We start from the raw sequence: 19,655 nt of genomic DNA, 5'->3' as shown, positions 1-19,655 counted from the left end.
CAGGTTAATTCTGTGGGTCGTCGGTGTCGATTACTTCGCCATCGATAATATTATCGCCGTGCGAAGGAGCCGAATCCTGGCCAGGGCGCGCCGCATTCTTCTTTTCCGCACGGCGGGCCTGGGCGGAATTATAGGCGTCCATGACGCCCTCGCGGGTCTCGTTATAGGCGGTGGAGAACTTGCCCTTAGCGGCGTCGAAAGCAGCGGACTCGCGGGTGCCATCCGCAGCCTTCTTCACAGTGGCACCGAATTCCTTCGCGGTGGCAGTGGCCTTATCCACCAGGCCCTCCTTGCCGGAGGCGCCATAGGGGCTTTTGGCCTCCGCGCCATGAGCGTGCTGGGCGCGCTCCTCCTGCAGGCGTCCGCCGAAGTCCTTGGCTACGTCAAAGGCAGCGCTGCCCGCATCCTTGAGGGAATCAAAAATCTTCTTATTATCGCGCATTGTTCATTACTCCTTTTGTCTAAGCGCCAAAGATAAGGTGATTGACTGCGAATATCACCAATCCTGCCAGGGAACCGACGACGGTGCCGTTCAAACGAATAAATTGCAGGTCCTTGCCTACCATGAGCTCGATATTTTGGGAGGCTTCCTCCGCATCCCAGCGTTTGATGGTTTCTGGAATAATCGCGATGATTTCCGGGGCGAATTTCTCCACGGCATAGCGCGCGGCCTTGTCCACGAGCGCATTGGCCTGGGCTAAGAATTCGGAGTCCTCGAGCAGGCGGTGCGCCAGCTCCTTGACTTTGGCCGTTATCTTTTGGCGTAGGAAGGACTCCGAGTCATTGAGCTGGTCAATGAGCGTGGTGGAGACCGTACGCCACATGGCGGCTGGCGCCTGCTGTGCTTGGTCAGAGGCGAGCATCTCCTGCTTGATGCCCTCGATGCGCCCGCGCATGTCCTCATCCCACTGCAGATCGGAGGCCAGCTTGGACAAGTTGCGGCGAATGGCTAGGCGTGCCTCGTGGTTGCCGTTGCGGCGGACCTCATCGGCGAATTCTACGAGCTCGGTATAGACCTTCTCCCCCACCATCTCGCGGGCAAAGCGCGGCGCCCAGCCGGGCATGCGCTCATCAATGGCGGTGACCACGGTGGACTCCATGCTTAAAATCTTTCCGTGTGCCCACTCAATGAGGTCGTCTTCCAGGGGGCGCGCCTTGCCATCTGCAATATAGCCCTCCAGCAGCCTGCCCAGCGGCGGGCCCCACTCCGGCTCGGCTAGGCGGTCCATGACCTGGGTGCGGATGAAGTGCTCCGCCTCCGCAGGATCCAAATCCGACACCACGCTGGCCGCACGCTCACCAATCCAAGCGGAGACTTCCTCCGCCTTGCCGGGCTCGACCCCCTGGCGCGCTAGCCATAGCGGTAGCTCTGCCTCGCGCACCTTGGCGCTCAGCGCATCCGCGGTGAGGAAGTTTTCCTCCACAAAGTCACTCAGGGCATCGCCCACGCGGTCTTTGTTATTCGGAATCAGCGCCGTATGTGGGATGGGCAGTCCCATAGGCCGGCGGAAGAGCGCGGTCACTGCAAACCAGTCCGCCAGGCCACCCACCATGCCGGCTTCGGCCGCTGCACGCACGTAGCCCACCCACACTGGTGCCCCGCTTTCCGACGCCTGCCACCACGAACACCCCAAAAAGATCACCGCCGCACCAATCAGGAACGACAGCGCAATCGCCTTCCACCGCCGCAAGTCCGCCCGCCGGGCCTCCTGGTTACCGGCCTGCGGAACGGGAGCAGCACCCGACGATGCCGGCTCCGGTGCCGATGCGGCTGCCGATTCGAGGCCTTCGTCCGCGCGGTGCGTCATGAGTTCTCCTTGGGTTGGGAAGGTGTATTCGGATTTCGGCTATTAAGCCTAGTGCGTATTTAAAAGCACTCGACCTCTGCCTTCAGTAGTTAAGTTTATGAACGAAGAATGTGAGCATCATCCTGAAGTCAGGTTCCTTGGAAGGCGTCTTAGAGTACCTAGGGGTTCAGGAAACCACATTTTCGCTAGAACTCGGTTCATTAATTATGGACGCCTGCCAATGCCCTCTTCGGGTTCAAAATTGATCCTCACGGAAACAGCCCGCACGTCCGGTGTCGACGATGCCACGGACGAGTTCTTCCCCGTTATTGGCACCATTGACCTTGCCAAGCAATTACTGGACCGTGGCCCCTACAGCCTACCGACACTCCTCGACCGCCTAGGACTAGATAATCCGGACGCACACGCGGCAGTAGCCGATGCGACCGCCACGGTGAAAATGTTCCACGCCCTTTTCGGGTTCAAACGCGGCGAAATTGGCCGCAAGATTTTGCGCCAAGGCCAAGCATTCCGAACCACCAGCAACTGGCGTAAAAGCCACGCAGCCCCACTACTCCCCCGCAACATATAGGCCTACCACCAGCACAACCACTGACATTGAAGTGCCCCGAGTTTTGTTCCTAGGCATTTGCCTTGATTTCTATTATTTCTTGCGGCGGGTTCTGCTTCCAAAATTCGGTTTCCACTTCGACTGGGGTTCGGTATCCCAAGCTTTGGTGAAGTCTCGTCTCGTTCCACCATGACACCCACTCGAACGTAGCGATTTCTGCTTGGACAACGTCATTCCACCTGCGAGTATGGATCAGCTCGTTCTTGTAGGAGCCGTTAACGTTTTCAGCAAGAGCATTGTCATAGGAGTCGCCAACAGTCCCAGTAGAAGCGGCAATCCCGTGCTGGGCAAGTCGCTCGTTGTAGACCACGCTGACATACTGCGAGCCTTGATCCGAATGGTGAATGAGACCTGTTGTTTCCTCAGCACACACGATCGCCTGGTTGAGAGCTTGCAGCGGCAGTGCTTCGGTACGCATGGAGTCTGATAACGCCCACCCAACGATCCGTCGGGAGTAAACGTCGGTGACAAACGCGGCATACACAAAGCCTTTTTCGTGCGCACATACGCAAATGTCAGCAACCCACAGCTTATTCGGTCCTTGAGCTTTGAATTTACGCTCGACCAAGTCTGGGCGCAGATCAGGCATGTTAGCTTTTCGGGTTGTAATTGGTGATCCACCTTTGCCTTTGCCAGAAACACCGGCCAGGCGCATCAACCGAGCGGTTTGTTCACGACCGATATCTATTCCGTCACGGCGGAGAGCATGCCACATTTTCCGCACGCCGTAGACGCCGTAATTGTCTCGATGAACAGCACTAATGCGTTCAACCAGAACAGCATCGCGAAGGCGACGAGCGCTTAATCCACGGGCCTTGGACTGGCGATACCCACGCGAGGTGATAAACCCACCAGCCCGGTTACTTTTCAACGTCTTACAAATGAACTCAACAGAGAAACAATTCCGGTATTCATCGATGAACCGGATCATTTCCGACGTTTTGGGTCGAGTTCTGACGCGAAAAAAGCCGAGGCAGCCTTCAGTAGCTCATTAGTATCGCGTAGCTCTTGATTTTCACGACGCAACCTCGCTTTTTCGGCGGCCAAATCTTCAGGCACAGACTCTGGGACGTTTCCCGAACGGCGGGCAGGCTTAAGTCCATTGACGAGCCGTGTGCCATGAAACCCCCAACTTTGGAGCTACTGCCTGGCACGCCGCCTGCATCGACATATTTTCCGCCAAGATGCGATCTTCCACAAGACGAACCACACGGTCCTTGGCATCCTGGTCAAATTTCCTTGGCATGTTCCAGATTTTCCCATCTACTCAAACGGAACAAAACCTGGGACACTTCAACAAAAATCAGCAACCTAGCTATCCGTCGTGTACACATGAAATCATGTCTACACGTAAACGTCCGCCCTCACCCGCTGCCCAAGCTGCCCGCGCCCGCCTGGAGTCTTTCGCCCCGGAGGCTGCTCACCGCCTAGGCGAGCACTACACCGTCGAGGACGTCCAAGTCGCTACCCTCCACGCCCTGGAGCTGCCGCTGCCACGCCCCCCGCGCTTGTATCGATGAACGTACGCGTGCCTGCTGACCTCAAGGCTCGAGCGACTGATGCGGCCCGCTCGCGCGGCGTCACCCTGCAGGCCCTTGTGGCTGAAGCACTAGGAGCTTTTATCGAACAAGGGCGCTAATCACCGCTTGAATTTTCGACGCTGCTCAAGCCCTGCAACCCCCAGCCTTCCTGAGGGAGGGAGAGAGCGCCGTGCCTCCAGTGTGAAAAAAAGGGGCACTAGCGGGGGTTCTTCCGTCGGTCGGTCGGTCGGTCGCTTAGGTGGCTCCGGACATTACTCCGGGGCAGTGGCGGCATGTGTACGCATTCTGGCGGCTGCTGAAGCTATCAGCAGGACTCGCGGCTTCTCTCCCCAGATTCAGCACTCCTTTTCACCCCAAGCTCACGCGCTGGGGAAGCATCTGGCTGATGCGCACTCGCGAAAAACTCTGGCTCTGACCCAGGGCGGCCCGGTGTAAGCGGGGGGATTTCTTTATTTTTCCGGCCCTCGATGTCCGGGCTTGCGGTGGTTCCAATTGAATTGCCCCGAGTTTTGTTCCTAGGAATTTGCCTTGATTTCTATTATTGCTTGGGGCGAGCTCTGCCTCCAAAACTCGGGGCACTTCAGAGCACGATTCTAGAAATAAACCCTTGAGAATATTTTTCGGCTGTAAACTACAGTGAATTGGTGCAGGACAAAAATTTTGGCGCATTGAAGTGTGAAGTGTGGAACATGAAGACTGAGTGGAGCTCATCAGCTTTCGGAGGGTATATGAATTCTCTTTTGAAGAGATATTTCGCTGAAGAAAACCTGATTTCCCCAGGGGCTGTCGAGCTTAGAGCGGCCTGGAGAACTCCCCAATTCGTCTACTGCGTATTTTCAGTAATGAGAGTTACGCGAGGACTTGCGTATGTTGGTATGGAATTGCCCCCAATACCGAGTACTGGGGGCGTCTCTTCGGAGGAAGATACTGCTGTAAAAGGTTGGGCGGATCAACTTGCTGGAGACCCATTTGTCGGGGACTTGGACTATGGATCAGGAGATAAAATCGAGTGGCTTGGGGAAGTCAGCAACAACGTTCCTCAGCATTTTATGGAATTGAGAAGGATGAAAGCAGACAGAAGAGTAGACACAGAGCTTTACATTCCGCTAACGAATCACGGCTAACCTTTTCCTTATGTCTTATCGGATTTATTTTTTAGTCTAGACCTTTTCCCATGTTAAACCATTGACTGAACACGGTAAGTAAATCGGCCCTAGGCCATCACTTTTGCTTTTAGCTTATACAGCCTTGTAGAGCTAGGAATAAGAAAGTTCCGATCCCAGCATTAAAAATCCCAGCAATAGTCAATTGTTTTGCTCTCGGGTGCGCGCCAGTCACTACGCTCTTCAACGTGAAGCGAGATCCACACATCATCAATGTTTGATCCCCAATGACGGGCTAAAAGAACTGCCATGGAAAATTCTGTATCGATGACCGCCTCCTTCCACATTTGATGCTCACTCATTTCTGTATCGGAATAGCTTACGACTCGAATATAATGTTCAAAGTCAAAAGGCTTTCTCGCTAACGTGATGGACCGAGGATAATGAAGTCGCGGTGGCTTTTTGAGTGTATCTCCCCAGAATTCGGGATACCCTTTGTAGTCCAGAAGAATGCGGGGCCAGCCGGTGCTCGACGGTGGTGCTGCCCGGTGAATAATCTGATTGTTGCGCACCTCTGGGCCAAGATAATTAATTTTCTCCCCGTCACAAAAGGTGATCATCTCAGATTGAGCAGGAAAAGCATCCACATGGTAGGTCGTATAGTCGGTGAACGCCCCATGTTTATCTGTGGTTCCTCCGGGATAATGGACGCAGTCAAAAGATACTTCTCTAGCGGAATTGTGCTTTATGAGACTTGCTAGAACACCGGAAGAAGACAGATCGGATACTTCCTCAAACTCAGTTAAGTTTTGATTCTCGCAAAAGTTATCCCAGAGAATGCTGTGCACGATTATTCCTCATTCCTAACGTTACTTATGCATACGTACCCTTCGCGTTTATCCCTGGGAAAGCATAGAGGCTTCTGTCCGAAATTTTCTCTTCGCTCATTGATGGAAAAAACAAATTGAGAAAACTGGGGAACTACCTGCACCGACGGTAAAGAATCCCTCAAGTTGTATGTAATATCCCAGCCGACTTCATACCATCGAAACCTATCGAATTGATCTTTCCAGAGGGGACGCTGATGGAAGCTATCAGGCTTTTCGAGAAAATTGTGCTGAAAATCCCTCGTCCACTCAAGGATTTCGTTTCCTAAATCTGGCTTAATTCCTATGTCCTCAGGAAGATAAAATCCTCTTTTCTTAGATCCAGTAACTATTAGCTCTTCAGAAGGCCATAAAGAGCTTGGATGGCTATGCTCTGGACGAAGGAAAATTTTCCGAGAGGACATACAACTAGACTATTCTAGCTTCACTGCCAAAGAAGTGGAAGATTTTTGACACATCCTGCCCATTCTGCAGCATGATCATTTTCCTGCCCAGCCAGTGACAAATTCATTAGTTACGTCGCGGGCAATCAGCACACTAGATATACCGCTATGAGTATTCCCTCTTTGCTTACCCCAGTTTCCAGAATGGGCTCGTTCAAAATCCTCCGCTTGGAAAGTGTAGGCGGCACAACCCAAGAAGTCGTACTATTCTTTCCTGGTTGGAGGACAATTCTTAAAATGCCCCATGAAACTGAGCGCACCAGCGACCATAGATAGTGGTCAGGAACCGTGAACACTGGTGACTAGGTAGTAGGACGTTTGTGTCAGGCAATACGCCGGCGCATTCACGTATCAGTATGAGCGACAAAGAGCGTTCAAAACGTTAGGGCGCGCACGCGTAAACGAGTACCAGGACGTGACAATCACACGGGGCAAGGCAGTCGCTCCTGTGACTTCTGCGGCAGCATCAGCTGGTTAGTTTGTGCGGTTGGTTCAGTTCGCCCTAATGATGAAAATCAGCACAAACAAAAGTGACCTTAACTAACTGCTCTAGTTAAGGTCACTTTTCTCGCATCATGATTTTACGATTTAATTATGCTCAAACCGTAAACGGACGTCCGTAGTCAATGAACTCATTACTCTTTTCCTGGAACGGAGCTAAAAGGTAGCGGCTTTTCCATGGGCAAGGAACTCTCCACAGATAGTAATCATTACCTACATATCCGTCTTCCCGTAGCACTCCTTCTGTCTCAGGTTGGGGGCGTACAACTCCATTAAACTTTTCGGGGATAAGGGCTCTACGACCTACTGGATCTGTCCACTGGAAATCATGTTCCCAACCTTCGTTAAAAGAACACCCATCGAAATAAACTAATACCTCACTCGGCGAACTGAGAGAATGGGGAGGGTTCGCTATCGGAATTTTCTCGTACCAAATGTCATGGTCTACTTTTTTGCCTTCTTCAATCCACTCGAGAATCTCTTGCTCATCAAAACTGGCACCTGCCAAAACCTGGATTGCTGCATCAGGATCGGATAGAAAGAAGCGTTTGACGTAGGCGAGATAAATATTAGATATATGCATTAACCGAGTCCTATCTTTTAAAGGTTGCCAAGAATCTTACATTCAACGCGAGCCGGAAAAGGGTAGAAAGGTGAAGTAATGGCAGACATTGTTCATGAAGCCTAGGACACGCAACTGTGCGCGTTGTTTATTGGGGCGCACGGGGACACTGGAGACTACGAGTACGCACTAGACGCCGCCAACAGTGCCGCCAAGCACCTACAGGTAATACAAGCGGGGTTGCCTGCCACTTCCCCACTAGCCCGCGACGCCAGCATACTCGCTAAGTTTGTGCGCGCAGCACAAAGAAATCTGTCTCAACAACGGCCCGCAAATAATCCCGACGAACTTCTAGGCTTAGCCACAAGACTCAAAGAGTCGCTGGAAGGGGCGAATATGCAACAGCCCCCGCCTCCCTGCATGTCATGCATGCTGGTGGAAGCGGGGGTTGTGTACTAAAGAAACGATTTAGTTGGCTCGGCCAGTTTCCTTGCGGTACTTGCGGTAGTAGCGGCGACCATAGTGGACGGTGCTGAAGGCGGCGATAGCCACAACGGCTAGAGCGATGATGCCGATGATGGTGGTCAGGGTGTAGTCACCCTCGCCGGCGGTGCCCAGCGGGGTATCCCACACGCCGAGGCCCCAGATGAGGATGCCGGCGGCCGGGAGGCAAGACAGGATCAGACCCATGCCCACCCAGGTGGAGGTGCGAATGAGGGAAGAATGAGGAGCACCGAAGGAAACTGGGTCGTAGCCTTCAATGTAGGTGTCCTGAATCTTTCCGGAGAACTCCGGGTAAGTCTCGCTGGTGTAGTCAGCGACTGCGTGGGTGTTATCGCTCATGGCGGAGTCTTTCTGTCTTTCTCTCGTTCCTTGTATTCCTACGGAATAACCTTAGCTTAGTCGTCCTTGCCACGGAAAGCAGCACGTGCACGTTCGCGGGTAACCGCGGAAACTGCGGTCAGGGGAACGCCGGCCGGGCACACATCAGCGCACTCACCGTAGAGGGAGCAGTGGCCGAAGTTGGCTTCCAGGTCATCGACCATGTTGCGGGCACGGCGGCCACGCTCTTCCTTACCCAGCGGCATGAGGGACAGGTGCACCAGCTTCGCACCGGTAAACAGGTGTGCAGCACCATTCGGGCAAGCAGCAACGCAGGCGCCGCAGCCGATGCAGGCGGCGTGGTCCAGCGAGTACTCGGAAGTCTCATGGTTGACGTGCAGGGTATCCGCATCCGGAGCGGTACCAGCATCCATGGAGACGTAGCCGCCCTGCTCCATCACGTGATCCAGTGCCGCACGGTCGACGATCATGTCCTTGATAACCGGGTAGGCAGCGGAACGGAATGGCTCCAGCTTGACGGTCTGTCCATCGGTGAAGTTGAACAGGCGCTGCTGGCAGGCCGGGGTGTTCTGTCCAGGGCCGTGTGGACGGCCGTTGACGGTCAGACCACAGGTACCACAGATGCCCTCACGGCAGTCAGAGGCGAAGGCGAAGGGCTCTTCGCCGCGCTCAATGTAGCCCTCGTTGACGTGGTCCAGCAGCTCCAGGATGGACATCTGCTCAGAGGCATCGTCCACCTGGACGGTCTCGAAGTGGCCTTCTTGGGTCGGTCCGGCTTGACGCCAGATCTCAAGTGTCAGTTTCATTACTTGTAGTTCCTTGTCATCAGCGGGATCGAATCAAAGTACAGCGGCTCGGCGTGGCGGATGAACTCGTTCTTATTAGCGCCCGGCTCCCAGGCGGAAACGAAGCACCAGTTCTCGTCGTCGCGTTCTGCCTCGCCGTCCTCGGTGAGGTGGTCCTCGCGGAAGTGAGCACCACAGGACTCGTCGCGGTCCAAAGCGTCAACACACATGAGCTCGCCCAGGTCCAGGTAATCGGCAACGCGCAGGCCGTATTCCAGCACCTGGTTCATGTCGTTGGCCTCGCCCGGGATGCGGACATTAGCCCAGAAGTCCTCGCGCAGCTCACGGATCTTGGTGATGGCTTCCTTGAGGTCTTCCACGTTACGGGACACACCGCAGCCGTGGTACAGGATGTCGCCTAGCTGGCGGTGGTAGTAGGAAGGACCGTGCGGGTTCTCGCCGCGCACGCCCATGAGGCGGTCGATGCGCTCTTGGGACTGAGCCAGGGTTGCCTGTGCCTCTGGGGAATCCTCGGCCAGCTTCTCCTCGTTGAGGTGGTCGGCCAGGTAGTTCGGGATGGTAAACGGCAGGGTGAACCAGCCGTCGACGGAAGCCGAAAGCAGGGAGTTAGCACCCAGGCGGTTAGCACCGTGGTAGGTCCAGGAGCACTCACCGGCGGCGAAGAGGCCGTCGATGGAGGTCATCTCGTTGAAGTCGGTCCACAGGCCACCCATGGTGAAGTGGCAAGTCGGAGCGATACGCATCGGAGTCTCATAGGCGGACTCGCCAATGGCCTCTTCGTACATCTCGATGAGGTTGGAGTAGCGCTCGCGGATCTTGTCCTTACCCAGGCGCTCGATGGCGTCGCGGAAGTCCAGGTACACCGAGTTGTGCAGCGGGCCAACGCCCAGGCCAGCGTTAATCTGCTGGGAGATGGCACGGGAAGCAACGTCACGCGGAACCAGGTTGCCGAATGCCGGGTAGCGGCGCTCCAGGAAGTAGTCGCGCTCTTCTTCCGGAATGGTATTCGGGTCGCGGTCGTCGCCCTCCTTCTTCGGGGACCAAATGCGGCCGTCGTTACGCAGGGACTCCGACATCAGGATGGTCTTGGACTGCCAATCGGAGTTGACCGGTAGGCCCGTCGGGTGGAACTGCACGAAGGCTGGGGAAGCCAGGTAAGCACCGCTGTCGTACGCACGCATCATGGCGCTGGCGTTGGAGTTCTTAGCCAGGGTGGACATGTGGTAGACGTTGCCGTAGCCGCCGGTACCCAGCACGACTGCGTGGCCGGTGAAGGCCTTGAGCTCACCGGTGATCAGGTTGCGGGTAACGATGCCGCCAGCGCGCTTCTTGCCATTGTCGTTGTAGACGATGATGTCCTGCAGATCATTGTGAGCGAAGAGCTCCACGTTGCCCAGGCCGATCTGGCGGTAGAGCGCCGAGGTGGTGGACAGCTGCAGCTGCTGGCCTGTTTGGCCACGGGTGTAGTAGGTACGGGAGACCTGCACACCACCGAAGGAACGGGTAGCCAGGGTGCCGCCGTACTCGCGAGCGAATGGTGCACCGATGGCGTTCATGTGGTCAATAACGCGGACGGATTCGTTGGCCAAACGCCAGCAGTCGGACTCGCGGCAGCGGTAGTCGCCACCCTTGACGGTGTCCTTGGTGTGGCGGTAGGCGGAGTCATTGTCCACCTTCTTGGCACGGGAGGCGTTGACGCCACCCTGCGCTGCGATGGAGTGCGCGCGGCGCGGGGAGTCGTGGTAGGTAAATACCTTTACCTTGTAGCCCAGCTCGCCCAGTGCGGCCGCAGCGGCGCCGGCGGACAGGCCGGTACCAACCACGAGGACCTCAAACTTACGGCGGTTCAGTGGGGAAACCAGCTGCATGTGGTCCTTTTGGTGGGACCACATATCCTTCATTGGCACGCCGTGCGGCTCGTGGGATTCCAGAATGTTGCCGGCAGATACGCCCGGAACGATGGACTGCGGATGCGAGAACTTGGGGTGCTCGCGCTTGAGTTCAGTATTAGTCATGGGTTTCTAACTCCTTTAGCTGACCAAGCCCAGGGCAACGGACAAAGGCATAACGATGTTGCCGATGCAGACAACGGCCGGGATGACGTACGCCAGGATCAGGAAGGTCTGACGCCACTTCGCACCGGTAATACCCAGGTCAGAAGCGGCAAGGCGAATGCCGTGGGTGAGGTGCAGGAACAGGAAGCACATGGCGATCACATACACGATGGTGACCGGCCAGCGGCTGAAGGTTGCGATCATATTGGCCTTCACCGCACCCTCCACAAAGTCACCTGGGGCGATGGGCTGTACGCCCAAGGTCAGGTCCAGCAAGTGGAAGATGATGAACAGCAGCAAGACGATGCCGGTAACCAGCATGGACTTGGTGGCGAAGGAATCAAGGCCGCCCATCAGGTTGCTACGGCGGAACTTGCCGCGGGACGCCTTGGAACGTGCGGTCAAAGCGATCGCACCATAGATGTGGGCGATGATGGCAACCAGCAGGACTGCGCGGATGATCCACAACGCACCCTCATGCGGGAACAGTGGCTCGCCCATGGAGCGCAGGAATGCACCATATTTATCAAGAGCCTCGTCGCCATCCTCAGCCGGCAAGTACAGCTTCAGGTTGCCGGCCATGTGGCCGACGACGAAAAGTGCAAACAGCAGGCCGGTGACGGCCATGATGAGCTTCAGAACCCAGGAGGGCACTCCCGGCTTCTGACGGATTGGTTCGTTAGTAATGTGGCCGTGAGCTACTGCCTCACGGTCGGGATTTCTTAAAGTCATGACACCTCCATTGTCGTCCTCACCTTAACTGGGCTTAACCGCTGGTTACCAGTCAATTCCGGCGGCGTTTCATCTAACGGTACGGCGGTACGGTTAAACTCAGAATTCTTTTAGGTAAGGGTTGCCTTAGACGGCTGGATTCAAAACGTCACTACCTTGGCTGCTCGCAATTTCGCAATATTGACGTTGCGTAAATCTTCCACCAGTTGTGAACTTGGTCACCCAGTGTTACGGGAGTGACCCCCTTACCCCTTTATGTGTCAAACTTTCGCATGAAACCCACATATTCCCCACAGGAGGGTGAATATTCTTCGCAAGATCTTTGCGATTAAGGTGCACACGCGCAGGCCACCCAGTAACCTTTCCGGCATGAGTAAGACGTATGTGGGATCCCGCCTTCGCCAACTTCGCCGTGAACGCGATCTCAGCCAGGCCTCCCTTGCTGCGACGCTGGGACTCTCCGCCAGCTACGTCAACCAGATCGAGCACGACGTTCGGCCACTTACCGTTCCGGTCCTCCTTCGCATCACCGAGGTCTTCGGAGTTGACGCCACCTTCTTCTCCCGCGACGATGACTCGCGCCTACTCGCGGAGATCCAGGACGTCATCCAGGACAAGGAGCTGTGCCCCTCCCCCGTCGAGCTGCAGGAACTCTCCGAACTGGTCTATAACCACCCCACCGTCGCCCGCACGCTGGTGGATGTCCACCGCCGCTACCGCAATGTGCGCGATAAGCTCTCACTCGCCACCGATACCCGCCGCACCACCGAGGCCACCCAGGCACTGTCCATGCCGCACGATGAGGTGCGCGATTTCTTCTATGCCCGCCAGAACTACTTGGACGGCCTGGACCACCATGCGGAGCAGCTTGCCGACGCCCTCTCGGTCACCCAATTCGGCATCCGCGACACCGAACATGCCCTAGCCCAGCGCCTGCGCGATCGCCACAACGTCGATATTCACATCACCCCACAGATGGATGGCACGCTGCACAGCTTCGACCGCGAGACCGGCGAATTTCGGCTCGCCTCGCGCTTAAGCGAAGGACAACGCGCCTTCCGCATGGCTGCGGAGCTGAGCTTCCTCGAGGCCGGTGAGGAGATCGCATCTTTGGTAAAAAATGAGCCGTTTACCTCGGATGCCTCGCGTAACCTAGCGCAGCGCGGCCTGGCCAGCTACTTCGCCGCCGCCACCGTGATGCCCTATACCCTGCTGCATTCTGAGGCCGAGCGCTCCGGCTACGACGTGGAATACCTCTGCCAGGTCTTCGGAGTGGGCTATGAATCCGTCGCCTCTCGGCTGTCCACCCTGCAGCGCGATAACCTGCGCGGCATTCCTTTTACCTTCGTCCGCGTCGACCGCGCCGGAAACATGTCCAAGCGACAATCCGCCACCGGCGTGCACTTTTCCAATAATGGCGGCACCTGCCCGCTGTGGAATGTCTACGAGACCTTCACCCAGCCGGGCATTATTTCCCGCCAGTTGGCCCAGATGCCCGATGGCCGCAATTACCTGTGGATCTCCCGCGCGGTACAGCATCACCAAGGCCGCTTTGGCGATACCAATAAGCTTTTCGCCATCGGTCTGGGCTGCGAGGCTCGCCACGCCGACCGCACCGTCTATGCCGAAGGTCTTGACCTCAAAGACCTTTCTTCTGCTACCCCCATCGGCTCTGGTTGCCGCACCTGCCCGCGTGAGAATTGTGCGCAGCGCGCCTTCCCACCCATTAACGAGGTCATCAGCATCGATGCCCACCGCTCAGCAGTGGCACCGTACTAGTTACGCATCACCACGACGAGCCTTTTCGGGGGCGTAGACATATAAAAAGGCACCGCGGTCCCCTTGCCCGGTGGGCGGGGGACGGCGCGGTGCCGTGGGTGTTGCGCTCAAGGCGACGTCGCCAAGCGCCCCTGCTTAGAGGTTAATCATGTGGCCGCCGATGCCCTCGGCAGCTTCCTTCATGGCCTCAGAGAGGGTCGGGTGGGTATGGACGTTGCGGCCGATTTCCTCAGCGGTGAGGTCGAAGCGCTGCGCCAAGGTCAGCTCCGGCAGCAGCTCGGAGACATTGGAGCCCACCATGTGGCCGCCGATGAGCTCACCATACTCACCATCCGCAATGAGCTTGACAAAGCCCGCGGTCTCATTGAGGCCGGCAGCCTTGCCGTTGGCGGAGAATGGGAAGGTAGCGACCTTGATATCGCGGTCCGCGAACTTCTCCTTGGCAGCCTCTTCGGTGTAGCCGAAGGAAGCGACCTGCGGGTTGCAGAAGGTAGCGCGCGGCATATTCATGTAGTCACCCAGAAGCTGGGTCTCTACACCGGCGATGGTCTCTGCGGCGACAACGCCCTGTGCCTCAGCAACGTGGGCCAGCTGCAGCTTCGCGGTGACGTCACCGATGGCGTAGATGTGGTCCACGTTGGTGCGCATGGTGTCATCGATGGCAATGGCGCCGCGCTCGGTGAGCTCAACGCCGGTGTTTTCCAGACCGAAGCCCTCGGTGCGTGGGGCGAAGCCAATGGAAATCATGGCGCGGTCCACGGTGAGGGTGTCCTGCTTGGAGCCATCCTTGGACTCAACCTCAACGGTGACATTATCGCCGTTGTCCTTGACGGAGGTGGTCTTGTAGCCGGTCAGCAGCTTAACGCCAAGCTTCTTGTATTCCTTGGCAATGGCCTTGGAGACGTCCTTGTCTTCGTTCGGCAGAACGCGGTCCATGAACTCCACGATGGTGACGTCCACGCCGTAGTTGGACAGAACATAAGCAAATTCCATGCCGATGGCGCCGGCGCCGACGATGACCATGGACTTCGGGGCCTCATCGTTGAGGATCTGCTCCTCATAGGAAACGATATTGCCGCCGAGCTCTACGCCTGGCAGGGACTTGACCACGGAGCCGGTGGCGATGATGCAGTCATCGAAGGTGACGGTCTTGCCCTTGTCATCGCCGTCAGTGATTTCAATGGTCTTATCATCCTTGAAGGAGCCAAGGCCGTTGATCTCGGTGATCTTGTTCTTCTTCATCAGGTAATGAACGCCCTTGACGATGCCCGCGGAAACCTTGCGGGAACGCTTGTGGGCTACACCGAAGTCGAAGGAAACATCGCCGGAGATGCCGAAGTCCTTTGCTTCATGGTTGAAGGTGTGGGCAACCTCAGCGTTCTTCAGCAGTGCCTTGGAAGGGATGCAGCCTACGTTGAGGCAGACACCACCCCAGTACTGCTTCTCGATTACGGCAACTTTCTTACCAAGCTGAGCTGCACGGATGGCGGCCACGTAGCCGCCAGGGCCCGCGCCGAGTACTACTACGTCATAATGTTCATTAGTCACGTCCTTCAGGATACGTAACTTTCCCCTCCATGTCGCGCATTGGGTCACACTCTTTTGCCCGTGTACCCCACGCTTCGGGGGTAAAACGCACAAAGGCCCTGCACGGGGGCGTCGGCAAGCGTGCGACGCCGTGCAGGGCTATGGGCTCGGTGTTTTAGAACAGGCCGAGAGCCAGGGCAGCGTTGGAGGACATGGAGGAACCCATATGCAGGAACTGGCCCAGAACTTCATTGATGGACACGAGGATGGAATCGAAAACGTTCATTTTTCTTCTTTCTGTCTTTTGCCTAGAGCGAGGGATGGGCCCGCGGATGGGACCGCACTATTCACACGTTTAGAACTAACGGGAATTGTAGCGCCGCCGTTACATGAGCGCTGCGTTCAGAATTATGACACACAGACCACATGCATCACAGGCTTTGCTAAATTTAAGGGGTTATTTGAACACTGAGTCTTGCTAACACTCACGCTTTACGGAACGATACCTACTGAGAAGATTCTCTTAACTCGAGGAAGTTAAAAATATGCATACTTTGCGCTCTATCGGCTCCAGCGTCGCAGGCATCGCCATTGCGGCCGGAGTCCTCTCCGCCCCTATTGCCTCCGCCGTCGAGCCGGCCGAGATTCAGGGGGACGCCACCCCATCCACCATCCGCGAGGTTAACCTCACTGACCCGGCAGATCCGGAAAATATCAACTACGCCATCACCACTGAGGGTGAAAACCGCGTGGTAGATATTGCCGGGCTGAATGACAAGGACAAGTGGAAGGGTTATGCCTTCGGCCACAAGAGCGCCCAGGGCAACCACTACGGCAACCACGTCAAGGTCATGACCGCCACCTCCGCCGCCATGGGCGGCCGCGAGGTTCCGCTGGCGGTCATCACCCCGGACGGCAATTTTGATAAGAAGCGCCCCACCCTGTACCTGCTCAATGGCGCGGGCGGCGCCGAGCAGGGCATGGACTGGCTGACCGCCACCGCCAACCACGACATCAACCCTGAGACCGAGGGCATGCAGGACATGGTGGACTTCTACACGTCCAAGGACGTCAACGTGGTCATCCCACAGGCCGGCGCCTTCTCCTACTACACCGACTGGGTATCCTCCCCGAATAGCGGCTATCTCAAGGGCCCGCAGAAGTGGGAAACCTTCCTCACCAAGGAGCTGCCGGGCGCATTGGAAGACCACATCGGCGGCAATGGCAAGCGCGCGATTGCCGGCATGTCCATGTCCGCTACCTCCTCTCTACTACTGGCGGAGCACAACCCGGGCTTCTACCACGCCGTGGGCTCCTTCTCTGGCTGCGCTTCCACCTCTCGCCCGCTGCCGCGCCTGTACACCCAGCTGACTGTCAACCGCGGCGGTGGCTCGGCCGATCAGATGTGGGGCGCTATGGGCAGTGAGTACAACGTGTACAACGATGCCTTGGTGAACGCTAACCCGAATAACCTGGGCAAGTCCGAGACCTATGTCTCCGTGAATAGTGGTTTGGGCGGCGCCAATGACTGGGGCGCTAAGGGCTCGTCCACCCTCATCGTTGAGGGCGGCGTCATCGAGGCCGCGATGAACTCCTGCACCCATGACCTCAAGGCCAAGATGGATTCCCAGGGTATGAAGGCGGACTGGAATTTCCGCAATACCGGCACCCACTCCTGGCCGGGCTGGCGCAATGATCTCTTCACCTCCTGGGCCACCTTCGAGCGCGGCTTTGCCAAGGATGCTGCAGAGACACCGGCCGAGCCAGAGGTAAAGCCCAATGAGCTTTCCATCGAGGCACCGCAGGCCGAGGAAGATGCGCAGGTTAAGGACGCCCCGAGCGCCGCTGACCAGTCCCCAGACAAGGACTTTGTCGAGGGCAAGGACGCAGAGGGCGCAGAGGCCGCTGGAGCCGCAGAGGCTGGCGGCGTCGCGGAATAAGTAGCGCAGAAGTATAATCAGCGAGTTCATAACTATAGGAAAGAAGCACTATGAAGCGTCTTAGCTCCATCCTTGCCGCCACCGCCGTGTGCGCAGGCTTGGCTTGCGCCCCGCTGGCGGGCGCCGCACAGCTCACCCCGCAGCAGGTAGCAGGCAACGCCGCCCAGTCCACCCTGGCCCCACTGGAGGTCACCCCGGAGTTGGAGCAGCAGACTTGGTACCAGAAGTACAAGGACGATCCGCGCGTCGAAAAGCTGCAGGCCACCTCCCCTGCCATGAACGGCCGCAAGATTCCGCTGGCTGTCATTCGCGCGACGGATGAGAACCGCCCGACCATCTACCTGCTTAATGGCGCAGGCGGCGCGGAGCAGGACATGGACTGGCTGAAGCTTTCCGATGCCGTGGATTTCTACCACTCCAAGAATGTCAACGTGGTTATCCCGCAGGCTGGCGCCTTCTCCTACTACACCGACTGGGTATCCGACCCGAACTCCCAGTATCTTAAGGGCCCACAGAAGTGGGAAACCTTCCTCACCAAGGAACTGCCGGGCGCTATCGAGGGCCACATCAAGGCCGATAACCACCGCGCCATCGCGGGTATGTCCATGTCCGCTACCTCCTCCCTGCTGCTGGCGGAGCACAACCAAGGCTTCTATGACGCCGTTGGTTCCTACGCCGGCTGTGCGGCTACCGCCTATCCGGTAGAGCACAAGGCCGTTGAGCTCACCGTTAACCGCGGTGGCGCTACCGCGGAGCAGATGTGGGGACCCTTCGGTTCCCCCACCAATCGCTATAACGATGCGATGATGAACCACGAGAAGCTGCGCGGCACGGAGCTGTACATCTCCTCCGGTTCCGGTCTGGCCGGCAAGGAGGATACCTTCTCCTATCACGTGGCTCAGGGCACGAACCCTGCGGCGGCCGCGGCAGGCTCCGCTGTCCTGCAGGGTGAGGGCGGCGCCATCGAGGCTGGCGTGAACTACTGCACCCACAACTTCAAGGCCAAGCTGGACCAGGCTGGTATCCCGGCAACCTACAACTTCCGCAATACCGGCACCCACTCTTGGCCGCACTGGATTGCGGACCTCAAGGATTCTTGGCCGGTCTTCGAGCGCGCTTTCAATAAATAAGCTCGTTTCTTTCCGCGGCTAAAAGGGCGGTAGGCTTGCAGCATTATGAAGTTGCTTCCTACCGCCCTTTCGCGTACCCACACTGACCCTTATACCGGCGTGGATTTTAACCTCGGATTTGAGGTGTCCCACTACACGCTGGATCTGACCTACCGCGTGGAGCCCAACTTGCTCCACGGCGAGGCTATTCTGGCCATCCGGGCGATTGATGATTTAACGTCTTTGACCTTGGATCTGGGCGGGGCGATGGTAGCCCGGCGCGTGACCGCGAAGGGCGCACCGCGGGTGGCAAAGTTCCGCCAGTCTTCGGGTAAGCTGCGCCTGCGCTTTGCCGATACTATCGCCGCCGGGACGGAGTTTGAGCTGGTCATTCGCTACGGCGGTAGCCCTCGCCCCATCCGCACCACCTGGGGCGAGATTGGTTGGGAGGAAACCGAGTCCGGCTCGCTGGTGGCTAGCCAGCCCAATGGCGCGCCCAGCTGGTTCCCCTGCGACGATACACCTTCTGAAAAGGCGCTCTATGACATCATCATTACGGCCGATGATCCCTTCATCGTAGTGTCTAATGGAGAACTGATTTCCCGTCGGGCGGGCGGCTCCACCACGCGCTGGCACTATCGTACCCGCCAACCCATGGCCACCTACCTGGCTACGGTGCAGGTAGGTGAGTTTTCCAGCTTTGCCTTGGGCCCTTCCACTCGGGCTTGGGCTCCAGCCACGCTGCGCGAGCGGGTGCTGAATGAATTTGCCCAGCAGCAGGAAATGGTGGACTTCTTCTCCTCCCTCTATGGCCCGTATCCATTTGCGGATTACCAGGTGGTCATCACGGAAGATGAGCTGGAGATTCCGCTCGAAGCGCAGGGGCTTTCTATCTTTGGTTCCAACCATGTGAAGGGAGACCACGCCTTCGAGCGCCTTATCGCGCATGAGCTTTCCCACCAGTGGTTTGGCAATTCCGTAGGCCTGAGCGAGTGGAAGGATATCTGGCTCAACGAGGGCTTTGCCTGCTACAGCGAGTGGCTATGGGCCGAGCATAAGGGCGAGACCACCGCGCGCGAGGCGGCACGGTCCCACTACAACGTACTGGGCCGCAAGGCGCAGAACCTCACCGTTTCCGATCCGGGTGCGCGCGATATGTTCGATGACCGCGTGTATAAGCGCGGCGCTTTGACTGTGCACGCCATTCACCGCCTGCTTGGCGACGCCTTCTTTAGCATCCTCCGCAGCTACCTCACCGAGCACCAGCATTCGGTGGTGGAGCCTTCCATGTTGCTAGATTCCTTCCGCGCCGCCGCTCCCGATGCCGCGCTTTTCGACGCCACCGTAGACGCCTGGCTCAACCACACGGCCCTTCCCTCATTCCCGAGTTAGTGGTTTTGGCCCTGCGTT

General features: G+C 57.2%; 17 protein-coding genes and 1 pseudogene. 7 read left to right on the top strand and 11 right to left on the bottom strand.

Translation table 11 applies throughout. The features are described from left to right. Positions 1 to 4: 4 nt before the first annotated feature. On the bottom strand, positions 5 to 442 hold the full coding sequence (locus ACLI1L_RS01555) for a CGLAU_01105 family protein (RefSeq protein WP_411707886.1): 438 nt from the start codon (positions 440 to 442) through the stop codon (positions 5 to 7). A gap of 19 nt (positions 443 to 461) precedes the next feature. Then, complete coding sequence (locus ACLI1L_RS01550) at positions 462 to 1,808, bottom strand: DUF445 domain-containing protein (RefSeq protein ID WP_411707885.1); 1,347 nt, start codon at positions 1,806 to 1,808, stop codon at positions 462 to 464. A gap of 241 nt (positions 1,809 to 2,049) precedes the next feature. Here ACLI1L_RS01550 and ACLI1L_RS01545 point away from each other — a divergent pair, with 241 nt between their 5' ends. Further along, the gene (locus ACLI1L_RS01545; protein WP_411707884.1) at positions 2,050 to 2,379 is read left to right on the top strand and encodes a hypothetical protein; all 330 of its coding nucleotides are present in this window, start codon (positions 2,050 to 2,052) and stop codon (positions 2,377 to 2,379) included. A 49-nt stretch (positions 2,380 to 2,428) separates the two neighbouring features. Here the strand turns inward: ACLI1L_RS01545 and ACLI1L_RS01540 are convergent, their stop codons facing one another. Beyond that, positions 2,429 to 3,349, bottom strand: a complete 921-nt coding sequence (locus ACLI1L_RS01540; protein WP_411707883.1) for an IS3 family transposase — start codon at positions 3,347 to 3,349, stop codon at positions 2,429 to 2,431. Between the two features lie 162 nt (positions 3,350 to 3,511). Next, positions 3,512 to 3,710 (bottom strand): annotated as a pseudogene (locus tag ACLI1L_RS01535) (hypothetical protein). 48 nt (positions 3,711 to 3,758) lie between these two features. Between ACLI1L_RS01535 and ACLI1L_RS01530 the strand changes: the two are divergent. Together ACLI1L_RS01530 and ACLI1L_RS01525 are read left to right on the top strand one after the other, a co-directional pair. Further along, the gene (locus ACLI1L_RS01530; protein WP_157749111.1) at positions 3,759 to 3,938 is read left to right on the top strand and encodes a hypothetical protein; all 180 of its coding nucleotides are present in this window, start codon (positions 3,759 to 3,761) and stop codon (positions 3,936 to 3,938) included. Positions 3,939 to 4,603: 665 nt separating this feature from the next. After that, the gene (locus ACLI1L_RS01525) at positions 4,604 to 5,083 is read left to right on the top strand and encodes a hypothetical protein (RefSeq protein ID WP_411707882.1); all 480 of its coding nucleotides are present in this window, start codon (positions 4,604 to 4,606) and stop codon (positions 5,081 to 5,083) included. 161 nt (positions 5,084 to 5,244) lie between these two features. Here ACLI1L_RS01525 and ACLI1L_RS01520 read toward each other — a convergent pair whose 3' ends face one another. The 6 genes from ACLI1L_RS01520 to ACLI1L_RS01495 form a co-directional block, all read right to left on the bottom strand. Next, positions 5,245 to 5,910 (bottom strand): hypothetical protein, encoded by a 666-nt coding sequence (locus ACLI1L_RS01520; protein WP_411707881.1) that lies wholly within the window; start codon positions 5,908 to 5,910, stop codon positions 5,245 to 5,247. Positions 5,911 to 6,990: 1,080 nt separating this feature from the next. After that, positions 6,991 to 7,476, bottom strand: coding sequence for a hypothetical protein (locus ACLI1L_RS01515; protein WP_411707880.1), 486 nt, complete (start codon positions 7,474 to 7,476; stop codon positions 6,991 to 6,993). A gap of 447 nt (positions 7,477 to 7,923) precedes the next feature. Continuing rightward, positions 7,924 to 8,298, bottom strand: coding sequence for a hypothetical protein (locus tag ACLI1L_RS01510; RefSeq protein WP_023020453.1), 375 nt, complete (start codon positions 8,296 to 8,298; stop codon positions 7,924 to 7,926). Positions 8,299 to 8,354: 56 nt separating this feature from the next. Continuing rightward, the gene (locus ACLI1L_RS01505) at positions 8,355 to 9,104 is read right to left on the bottom strand and encodes a succinate dehydrogenase/fumarate reductase iron-sulfur subunit (RefSeq protein WP_086589112.1); all 750 of its coding nucleotides are present in this window, start codon (positions 9,102 to 9,104) and stop codon (positions 8,355 to 8,357) included. Continuing rightward, positions 9,104 to 11,119, bottom strand: a complete 2,016-nt coding sequence (locus ACLI1L_RS01500; protein ID WP_023020451.1) for a fumarate reductase/succinate dehydrogenase flavoprotein subunit — start codon at positions 11,117 to 11,119, stop codon at positions 9,104 to 9,106. Before ACLI1L_RS01500 ends, ACLI1L_RS01505 begins: the two co-directional genes overlap by 1 nt. Before the next feature lie 15 nt (positions 11,120 to 11,134). Continuing rightward, positions 11,135 to 11,890: a succinate dehydrogenase cytochrome b subunit gene (locus tag ACLI1L_RS01495; protein ID WP_086589111.1), complete on the bottom strand. Its 756-nt coding sequence runs from the start codon at positions 11,888 to 11,890 to the stop codon at positions 11,135 to 11,137. Between the two features lie 369 nt (positions 11,891 to 12,259). Between ACLI1L_RS01495 and ramB the strand changes: the two genes are divergently transcribed. After that, positions 12,260 to 13,669 carry an acetate metabolism transcriptional regulator RamB gene (ramB, locus tag ACLI1L_RS01490; RefSeq protein WP_411707879.1) on the top strand — a complete coding sequence of 470 codons (1,410 nt, stop codon included), beginning with the start codon at positions 12,260 to 12,262 and terminating at the stop codon, positions 13,667 to 13,669. Between the two features lie 135 nt (positions 13,670 to 13,804). On the opposite strand, the gene lpdA is transcribed toward ramB, so the two are convergent. Further along, positions 13,805 to 15,217 carry a dihydrolipoyl dehydrogenase gene (lpdA, locus tag ACLI1L_RS01485; RefSeq protein WP_005327177.1) on the bottom strand — a complete coding sequence of 471 codons (1,413 nt, stop codon included), beginning with the start codon at positions 15,215 to 15,217 and terminating at the stop codon, positions 13,805 to 13,807. 524 nt (positions 15,218 to 15,741) lie between these two features. On the opposite strand from lpdA, the gene ACLI1L_RS01480 reads away from it, so the two are divergent. The 3 genes from ACLI1L_RS01480 to ACLI1L_RS01470 are packed head-to-tail and all read left to right on the top strand — an operon-like array spanning position 15,742 to position 19,637. Then, complete coding sequence (locus ACLI1L_RS01480) at positions 15,742 to 17,136, top strand: alpha/beta hydrolase (RefSeq protein WP_411707878.1); 1,395 nt, start codon at positions 15,742 to 15,744, stop codon at positions 17,134 to 17,136. A gap of 50 nt (positions 17,137 to 17,186) precedes the next feature. Then, a complete protein-coding gene (locus tag ACLI1L_RS01475; RefSeq protein WP_411707877.1) occupies positions 17,187 to 18,266 on the top strand; it encodes an alpha/beta hydrolase in 1,080 nt (359 codons plus the stop codon). 45 nt (positions 18,267 to 18,311) lie between these two features. After that, positions 18,312 to 19,637 (top strand): M1 family metallopeptidase, encoded by a 1,326-nt coding sequence (locus ACLI1L_RS01470; RefSeq protein ID WP_411707876.1) that lies wholly within the window; start codon positions 18,312 to 18,314, stop codon positions 19,635 to 19,637. Positions 19,638 to 19,655: the final 18 nt, after the last annotated feature.

This window comes from Corynebacterium sp. LaCa117 (assembly GCF_046717765.1).
GTDB classification, from domain to species: Bacteria; Actinomycetota; Actinomycetes; order Mycobacteriales; family Mycobacteriaceae; genus Corynebacterium; species Corynebacterium kefirresidentii.
Note: the sequence above shows the minus strand (reverse complement) of the source record. Positions and strands in the feature narration are given on the sequence as shown.